General features: G+C 67.3%; 12 protein-coding genes. 8 read left to right on the top strand and 4 right to left on the bottom strand.

All coding sequences use genetic code 11. From position 1 onward, the window contains the following. The 3 genes from LI94_RS19100 to LI94_RS19090 form a co-directional block, all read right to left on the bottom strand. Nucleotides 1–146: WXG100 family type VII secretion target (locus LI94_RS19100; RefSeq protein WP_046302180.1), on the bottom strand; the 146-nt coding region annotated here is incomplete at its 3' end. Nucleotides 147–194: 48 nt separating this feature from the next. Then, nucleotides 195–1364 carry a PPE family protein gene (locus LI94_RS19095; protein WP_052739981.1) on the bottom strand — a complete coding sequence of 390 codons (1170 nt, stop codon included), beginning with the start codon at nucleotides 1362–1364 and terminating at the stop codon, nucleotides 195–197. 18 nt (nucleotides 1365–1382) lie between these two features. Then, entirely contained in the window at nucleotides 1383–1682 is a 300-nt protein-coding gene (locus LI94_RS19090) for a PE family protein (RefSeq protein ID WP_024443724.1), read from the bottom strand. A gap of 230 nt (nucleotides 1683–1912) precedes the next feature. Between LI94_RS19090 and LI94_RS19085 the strand changes: the two genes are divergently transcribed. From LI94_RS19085 to LI94_RS19055, 7 genes are read left to right on the top strand one after another with little or no spacing between them, the layout of a single operon-like run. Then, nucleotides 1913–2830 carry a metal-dependent hydrolase gene (locus LI94_RS19085; RefSeq protein WP_046302178.1) on the top strand — a complete coding sequence of 306 codons (918 nt, stop codon included), beginning with the start codon at nucleotides 1913–1915 and terminating at the stop codon, nucleotides 2828–2830. 34 nt (nucleotides 2831–2864) lie between these two features. Further along, a complete protein-coding gene (locus LI94_RS19080; protein WP_046302177.1) occupies nucleotides 2865–3809 on the top strand; it encodes an alpha/beta fold hydrolase in 945 nt (314 codons plus the stop codon). After that, complete coding sequence (locus tag LI94_RS19075) at nucleotides 3802–4887, top strand: PDR/VanB family oxidoreductase (protein WP_024443727.1); 1086 nt, start codon at nucleotides 3802–3804, stop codon at nucleotides 4885–4887. Before LI94_RS19080 ends, LI94_RS19075 begins: the two co-directional genes overlap by 8 nt. Nucleotides 4888–4920: 33 nt before the next feature. Further along, on the top strand, nucleotides 4921–5925 hold the full coding sequence (locus LI94_RS19070) for an alpha/beta hydrolase (protein ID WP_024443728.1): 1005 nt from the start codon (nucleotides 4921–4923) through the stop codon (nucleotides 5923–5925). Nucleotides 5926–5951: 26 nt separating this feature from the next. Continuing rightward, on the top strand, nucleotides 5952–6689 hold the full coding sequence (gene dapB, locus LI94_RS19065; RefSeq protein ID WP_024443729.1) for a 4-hydroxy-tetrahydrodipicolinate reductase: 738 nt from the start codon (nucleotides 5952–5954) through the stop codon (nucleotides 6687–6689). Nucleotides 6690–6700: 11 nt separating this feature from the next. Next, a complete protein-coding gene (locus LI94_RS19060) occupies nucleotides 6701–7156 on the top strand; it encodes a hypothetical protein (RefSeq protein ID WP_024443730.1) in 456 nt (151 codons plus the stop codon). A 50-nt stretch (nucleotides 7157–7206) separates the two neighbouring features. After that, nucleotides 7207–7608, top strand: coding sequence for an NAD(P)H-dependent oxidoreductase (locus tag LI94_RS19055; RefSeq protein ID WP_164518060.1), 402 nt, complete (start codon nucleotides 7207–7209; stop codon nucleotides 7606–7608). Between the two features lie 6 nt (nucleotides 7609–7614). On the opposite strand, the gene LI94_RS19050 is transcribed toward LI94_RS19055, so the two are convergent. Beyond that, entirely contained in the window at nucleotides 7615–7920 is a 306-nt protein-coding gene (locus LI94_RS19050) for a hypothetical protein (RefSeq protein WP_046302176.1), read from the bottom strand. A 123-nt stretch (nucleotides 7921–8043) separates the two neighbouring features. On the opposite strand from LI94_RS19050, the gene LI94_RS19045 reads away from it, so the two are divergent. Further along, nucleotides 8044–8265 (top strand): hypothetical protein, encoded by a 222-nt coding sequence (locus tag LI94_RS19045; RefSeq protein WP_024443733.1) that lies wholly within the window; start codon nucleotides 8044–8046, stop codon nucleotides 8263–8265. Nucleotides 8266–8417: the final 152 nt, after the last annotated feature.

The raw sequence follows: 8417 nt of genomic DNA, 5'->3' as shown, positions 1-8417 counted from the left end.
GCCAGACCACCCCAGCCCGCACCGGAGATGTTGGTCGACGACGCCCACATCCGGCGCGCCTCGTCCTCCACCGTCTGCGCGTGCACATCGAAACGGCCCGCCATCGAACGCATCGCGTCCGGGTCAGTCATAAAACGTGTTGCCACTGCTTTGTCTCCTTGTTTTGTTGAAATTGATGTCCGCGGTTCGGTGACTCACCACATGGTTGAGCGACGTCCCTTGACGGCCTTTCGCTTGGCTTCCTCGACCGACTTGTTCTCCCGGTACTGCCCGTTGGCGCCTCGCCCGCCCATGGCCATCAGCGGTGCGCCGCCGAACAGCGGCATGCCGCCGAACATCCCGCCGCCGCCGATCCCCTCGGTGGCGACGACATTGGACGTGTCGACCTCAGCAGCGGCCAGCCGCATCTCCGGAGCGGCGGTAGCCCAGGCCTTGGGCACCGACAACCCACTGACCGACTGCGCGCTGCCGACCGACGCCGACGTCGCTGACGCCAGACCAGCCGACGCGGGTGCCGCCAGCGTCGGCGTCAGGCCCAACGGCACGCCCGCCGCGATGGACATCGGTGATGCGTCTCCCAAGCCGAACGGCGACGGAAGTGCTGCGCCCGCGATGAGGTACTCGGGTATGAAAGCGGCGATGATGGCTACGGTCAGGGCAGTTCCTATCGGAGTGACGCCCAGCGCCCCGAGGTCGGCGAGAATGTCGCCGATAACCGGAGGAATGGCCGACTGCGCTGCGCCCGGCAACACCTCCATCACTCCGTTGACCGCGGCTTGCGCGGCACCTTGCCCGAGCCCCTGGGCCGTCGCTGCCTCCTGCGCAGCTATGCCTGCTGGGTTGGCTGTCTGCGGAGGCGGCCCGAACGGCGCCATCTGCGACGCCGCCTCGGCCGCAACGGAATAGCTGAACATCGCGGTGGCGTCTTGTGCCCACATCTCGGCGTACATCGCCTCGGTAGCGGCGATCGCCGGAGCGTTCTGGCCGAAGAAGTTGGTCGCGACCAGTGCGGCCAACTGGGCCCTGTTGGCGGCGATCACCGGTGGCGGCACTGTCATGGAGAACGCGGCCGCGTGTGCAGCAGCTGCGGCCTTGGCCTGTGCGCCGGTCTGCTCGGCCTGAGCACCAGTGGCGTTGAGCCACGTGATGTACGGCGCGGCCGCTGCTGCCATGCGCGTCGACGCGACGCCCAGCCACCCTCCGCTGGTGAGTCCGGAGATCACCGACTGGTAGTTGGCCGCAGTGGTGTGCAGCTCGGCGGCCAGTTCATCCCAGGCTGCGGCGGCGGTCAAGAGTGACCCCGCGCCCGGCCCGGCGTACATACGTCCGGAGTTGACCTCCGGGGGAAGCATTGCGAAATCCATTGTCTACCCCTTCTGTCGTCAACCGGCCGCGAGGGCGTTGGCGGCCTCGGCGGCCGCATAGGAATTACTGCTGGAGGCAAGGGTGGCGACGAACATCTCGTGGATGGCCGTTGCTTGTGCGCTGACCTGCTGATACATCAGCGCGTGTGCGGCGAATCGTGCGCCCAACATCGCCGATACCTCGTCGGCGGAGGGCGGAAGCACACCCGTCGTCGGGGCTTGAGCCGCCGAATTCTGGGCTGCCAGTGCCAGACCGGAGCCACCGAGGCTATCGGCTGCCGTTCTGAGTTCCTCGGTATGCGCGTTGACGAAAGTCAATGGGTTTCTCCTCAATGAAACGGTCGCCGGCCGGGGCAGCTGGCTGGGGGCGCCCTTGACATTTCCTGTCAGTTGGCTTGGAGATCAAGCTGGTTAACAGTCTCTTAAACCGCGGCCCGAGAATGTAACCGGCGTGCAACAGACGGCTCACTTCGTAACCGCCCCGTAACAGGACGCAGGCACTCGTCTCGCTTGACATTTGACGTATATTTGTCAAAAAAGGAGGCCCGATGCTCAGCGCTGACGACACCGCAGCAGGCCCGCACTCACCCGGTGCGGGAGCGCTGGATCACGAGCGCATCGTCCTGCAAGCCCGCGACGTCGAGTTCGACTGGTCGGACCTGCCAGTGCACTACGTGCCGGGCGAACCCTTCGTGACGCACTTCTGCAATGTGCTGCACCTGCTGCTGCCGGCCGGCGAAGAGTTCTTCGTCGAGGTGTTCAAGCAGGCACTACCGCTGATCAAGGACGACCAGCTGCGGCTGGACGTGCAGGGATTCATCGGTCAGGAGGCCATGCACTCCCAGGCGCACACGGCAGTCGTCGACCATCTGGCCGCACGTGGCGTGGACATGTCCCCGTTCACCGGCCAGATCAAATGGCTGTTCGACAAACTGCTGGGCGACCGGCCGGCCTGGAATGAGCGCCGTCAGCAGCGCTGGCTGCTGGAACGGGTGGCTCTGGTGTCCGCCGTCGAGCACTACACGGCGATTCTCGGCGAGTGGATCCTCGAGAGCCCGGCGCTGGACGAGATCGGGACACATCCGGTGATGCTGGACATGTTGCGTTGGCACGGTGCCGAAGAGGTCGAGCACAAGGCCGTCGCGTTCGACGTCATGAAGCACCTGCGGGCCGGCTTCCTGCGACAGGTCCGCACCCAGCTGGCCGTCACGCCCCTGATGCTGCTGTTGTGGGTGCGCGGCCTGCGGTTCATGTACAAGGTGGACCCGCTGCTGCCGGCCGGAACCAAGCCGCGCTGGCGGGACTGGTTCATCGCAGCGCGGCGCGGGTTGGTGCCCTCGCCGTTCGAATTCCTGCCGGCCATCGCCTCCTACTACCGCCCCGGCTTCCACCCGGCGCAACTCGGCGGGGTGGAGAAGGCGGTCAACTACTTGGCCATTTCGCCCGCTGCCCGCGCCACGCATTGACGGGGACGCGGACGAACCATAAGGAGCTCAGTCGATGACTACCACCACCACTGTGACGGCCGCCGACGGTGTGACACTTGCCGTACACGCGTACACGGATCTGGACCCGCAGCGCACGACCGTCCTGGCGATCCACGGCTACCCGGACAACCACCACGTCTGGGACGGGGTGGCTCGCGAGCTCATCGAGCAGCATCCGGGCCGCTACAACGTCGTCGCCTACGACGTGCGCGGTGCGGGAGCGTCGTCGGCTCCGGCGGATCGATCCGGCTACCGATTTCCGCAGCTGATCGCAGACGTCGCCGCGGTGATCGAGCAGCTGGGCCGACTCGGTGTGGACAAGGTCCACCTGCTGGGCCATGACTGGGGTTCGATCCAGGGCTGGGCGGCCATCACCGACCCGGCCGTGGCGACCAAAGTCGTTTCCTACACCTCGATTTCGGGCCCGCACCTGGACTATGCCGGCCGCTTCCTGCGCTCGGCACGCAGCCTGCGGACGCTCGGCGATGTCGTACGGCAGTTGCTGGAGTCGAGCTACATCTGGCTGTTTTTGACCCCGCGGGTTCCCGAGGCGGCCTTCCGGTCCGGCTTGGGCGTCAGAGTCCTTGGCTGGCTTGACCGTATCGGTCGCTCCGGCCGGCCGCGCCCGGATATGCCCCGAGGCGAGAACGACTACGTCAACGGGCTCAACCTGTATCGCGCGAATATGCCAGGACCGTTTCTGAAGCCGTCGCGGCCGTTGCCGGCCACCGATGTTGCGGTGCAGGTGCTCGCGCCTCGGCTGGATGTATTCGTCAGCCCGGCCCTGCAGCGCTACACCGGTTCCATCCCGGCCAACAATCGGGTGCTCGACATCGACGGCGGCCACTGGGTGGTGATCGATCGACCCGACGTGATCGCCCGGCTCACCGACGAGTGGGTGCAACACAGCGTGGCCGGCGGTGCCGGCGCGTCCGGCAATGGCCTTCGGCATGCCTGACGTGACAGCGCAGATCTGGAAATCCCGTCCCGCCGACCTCTACGGCCGCCGCAAACATGACCGACTGTTCAACGCGCTCTGGGGAGCGATCACCGTATTCGGTGGGATGGCAGCGCTGTCGCGATGGAACCCCTCGCGGGTAGTCCCGGTGTCGCGGACGATCGCGGCCGTCGTCTCCAAGCGGGAGATGTTGACCGGCGACGTGGTGGCGCTCACCCTCGTGGACCCCGACGGTGGGCTGTTGCCGTCCTGGACGCCGGGCGGTCATATCGACGTTCAGTTGCCCTCGGGCCGCCGCCGGCAGTACTCGCTGTGCGGCGTGCCGGGACGTCGCACCGAGTACCGCATCGCGGTCCGGCGGCTGGACCACGGGGGTGGCGGCTCGGTCGAGATGCACGAGTCCTACGCCGAGGGTGACACGTTGGTGTTCGAAGGTCCGCGCAACGCCTTCCATCTGGGCACCGGCGAGAGCGAGGTGCTGTTCGTGATCGGCGGGATCGGCGTGACCCCGATGCTGCCCATGCTTCGGGTGGCCGCCCAGCGCGGAATCGATTGGCGCGCGGTGTATGCCGGCCGCAGCCGGGCCGACATGCCGTTGCTGGACGAGGTGTTGGCCGTGGACCCGCAGCGGGTGTCGGTGTGGGCCGACGACGAGCACGGACGCTTCGCCGGCACCGAGGAGCTGCTGGCCGGCGCCGGGCCGCGGACCGCGGTGTACGTCTGCGGTCCGAGCGCCATGCTCGAGGCGGTGCGGATCACCCGCGACGAACACTGCGATGCGCCATTGCACTATGAGCGGTTCAGTCCGCCTCCGGTGGTCGACGGGGTGCCGTTCGAGTTGGAGCTCGCCCGATCGCGGCGAGTGCTGGCGATTCCCGGGGACCGTACGGCGCTGGACGTGATGCTCGACGCCGATCCGACGACTGCATACTCGTGCCGCCAGGGATTCTGTGGCACCTGCAAGGTCATGGTGGTCTCCGGCGAGGTCGACCGCCGCGGACGCACCGCCGAGGGCGACCGAGAAATGCTGGTCTGCGTGTCGCGGGCCAAGGGAGGACGCGTCGTCATCGACGGCTGAGTCGAGCCCTATCGGTGCGGATAGAATGCCCGGATGTCTGGTGAGGCTGAGATTCATCGCGGGAGTTTGCGGGCCAGAATCATCTACGTCATCTTCGCGGCGGTGATGCCGCGCTTGGTTCGGTGGATCAGCCGCCGTGGCGGCCCCGAGGCCATGCCCGGAATGTTGGCGCAGTTGGGCCGGCGCACCAACACCGTCGCCCGCCTGCAACGGCTGCGACCGCACTTCCGGATCCGCTTCACGCGGGATCTCGCGACGGGGGTTCCCGTCGAGATCGTTCGCAGAGCAGACTGCATCGCCCCACTGAGCGACGGCGCCATCTTGTACTTTCACGGTGGCGGGTTCTTCACCGGAGGCCTCGATACTCACCTGCATGTCGTGGCGACGCTGGCCCGGCGCACCCGGCTGCCGGTGGTGCACGTGGATTACCGGCAGTTCCCCGACGTGAGCGTGGACGGCTCGGTGGAAGACTGCGTCGGCGCCTACCGCTGGCTGCTGGAGCAGGGGGCCGACCCCAACAAGACGGTGATCGCCGGAGACTCCGCAGGCGGTTTTCTCACCTTTGCCACCGCACTGCGAGCCCAGCAGGAAGGGCTGGCGGCCCCTGCCGGCGTCATCGGGATCTCGGCATTGCTGGAGCTTGAGGGAACGGCCCGCAGCACCCACGCGAACATGGGCACCGACGCATTCGGCATCGCGGACGCGCTGCCGGACCTGGTCGACCACGTGTGCCCGTTGCCGTCGATGCGTCACGACCTGTCGCCGATCAACGGCCGGCTGGAGACCATGCCACCGGCGCTGCTGATCGCCGCCGAGTCGGAGATCCTGCGCTGCGACAACGAACGTCTGCACGCCGCACTGCTGGCGCACAACCGGTCCAGTCGGCTCGCGCTGTGGACTCACCAGGTGCACGCCTTCCCGGCACTGTTCGGATTCCTGCCGGACAGCCGGGCGGCGTTCGACCTGATGGTCCGATTCGTCGCCGAACGCCTTACCGCCCCCGGCGAGGCCGGCGAGACCCGCCGGGAGGTGTCCTGACGCCCCTTGCCGCTAGGGTGGCAGCCATGCGAGTAGCAGTATTGGGCGCCAAGGGCAAAGTCGGCGCGACGATGGTTGCGGCGGTGCACGCTGCGGATGATCTGACCCTGTCGGCCGAGGTCGACGCCGGTGACGAACTGAGCCTGTTGACCGACAGCGGCACCGAGGTGGTGATCGACTTCACCCACCCCGCCGTCGTGATGGACAACCTGAAGTTCTTGATCGACAACGGGATTCATGCGGTCGTGGGCACCACGGGGTTCACCGAGGAGCGGCTGGACCAGGTGCGTTCCTGGATCGAGGCCACGCCCGGTTCGGCGGTGTTGATCGCACCCAACTTCGCCATCGGCGCGGTGCTGTCAATGCATTTCGCGGCGCAGGCCGCAAAGTACTTCGAATCGGTGGAAGTGATCGAGCTGCACCACCCGCACAAGGCCGATGCGCCGTCGGGTACCGCCGCTCGTACCGCCGCGCTGATCGCCGAAGCGCGAAAGGGACTGCCGCCCAACCCCGATGCCACCAGCACCGGACTGCCCGGAGCCCGCGGTGCGGACGTGGATGGTGTGCCGGTGCATTCGATTCGGCTGGCCGGGCTGGTCGCCCACCAAGAGGTGCTGTTCGGGACCATGGGGGAGACGCTGACCATTCGGCACGACAGCATCGACCGGACCTCCTTCGTGCCCGGGGTGCTGCTGGCGGTGCGCCGGGTCGCCGAATTCCCCGGGCTCACGATCGGCATCGAACCCCTCCTCGACCTGAAGTAGTCGTGACGAAGGTGTCGCCGGCCGCGCGGGTGAAGGTGCTGATCGTCTTCATGTGCCTGGCGCTGCTGATGTATCTGGCGTTTCTGGGTCGCATCGCGGTGCTGCTGATCGCCTCCGGTTCGGTGGCGGCGATCGGGATGGGGGTGGCGCTGCTGATCATGCCGTTCCTGGGACTGTGGGCGATGATCGCCACCCTGCGAGACGGGTTCGCTCACCAGAAGCTGTCGCGCCTGATCGCCGCGGACGGCATGGAACTCGACTCCGGTGCCTTGCCGCGGCGGCCGTCGGGACGCATCGAACGTGACGCCGCCGACGCCCTGTTCCACACGGTCCGTGCCGAACTCGATGCCGACCCCGACAACTGGCGGCGCTGGTACCGGTTGGCTCGAGCCTACGAGTTCGCCGGGGACCGCCGGCGCGCACGCGAGGCGATGAAGACCGCGGTCGCGCTGCAGGCACAGCAGTGAGCAAGACGCTGCTGGTGGTGCACCACACTCCGTCGCCGTTCTGCCAGGCGATGTTCGAGGCGGTGCTGTCCGGGGCGGCGGACCCGCAGATCGAGGGCGTCGAGGTGGTGCGCCGCGCCGCGCTTGAGGTCTCACCGGCCGACATGCTGGCCGCCGACGGCTACCTGCTGGGCAGCCCGGCCAACCTCGGCTATATCAGCGGCGCGCTCAAGCACGCCTTCGACGTCTGTTACTACCCGATCCTGGACTCGACCCGCGGCAGGCCGTTCGGCCTCTACCTGCACGGCAACGAAGGAACCGAGGGTGCTGAGCGGGCCGTCGACTCCATCACGACGGGCCTGGGATGGGTCAAAGTGGCCGACTACGTGGTGGTGTCGGGCAAGCCGGGCCAGCCTGACCTGGACGCGTGCTGGGAGCTGGGCGCGACGGTGGCCGCGCAGCTCATGGACTGAGTCCCGCTACGGGTCGATGTGGTTCTCCGGCATGTAGAACGAGTGCAGCGGGTAATCCCGCCCGGGCCCCATGGGGTGGCAGTCCTGCTGCGACGGCGGTGATTTCGGCGGCTCGTAGTAGTAGATGACGCAGCGCTGCCAGCTGCCGTCGGGCTGAATCGGACCGTCGCACTTCTGGGCGGTGGAGAAGAACAGCAGCGGGTTGTCCTGGCAGCCGGCCTGGGCCACCGGCGCCGAGGCGATCAGCCATCCGGCCGCTAGTCCGGTGGCCGTCAGCGCGGTGGTCAGGCCCCCGGTGAGGTAGCGCTTCACGGTCGACCCCTTCTCATCGCGTCGTGTTGTCGAGTGACTATGCCGGACGCGGCCGGTGTTTGTCGCAGATTATGCCCGCGGTTCTTGGGCAGTTCCTATCGTGAGGCGATAGGCTGCGATGCCGTGACCCATGCAAAAGACACCGCGTCCACGACGGAGTCCACCACGGACCTGCTCGCGCGGACCTTGGAGTCTGTGCGAGTCGCCCACGACAACATCGCGGAGCTGGCGCAACAACAGAACGGCATCTACGCCGTCGCCCAGACCGCGAGGGGCACCGCGCTGATCCACGACCTGCGCAAGCAACTCGACCAGCTCAACAAGATCCTGCCCTTCAAGAGCTAGTTGCCCCGTCCCCGTCAGGGCGGCGCCTTGTTGTGGGCGCGTTCGCTGTTGATGCGGTGGGCGCGGTCTTGGCTGCGGGTGTTTTTGCGGGTGGGCATCATGAGGTTGCGGTCGGCTGTTGAGGCCGGGGCGGTGGCTGGTGGTGCGGTGGT

This window comes from Mycobacterium sp. UM_Kg27, from assembly GCF_000972905.1.
Classification (GTDB): Bacteria; Actinomycetota; Actinomycetes; order Mycobacteriales; family Mycobacteriaceae; genus Mycobacterium.
Note: the sequence above shows the minus strand (reverse complement) of the source record. Positions and strands in the feature narration are given on the sequence as shown.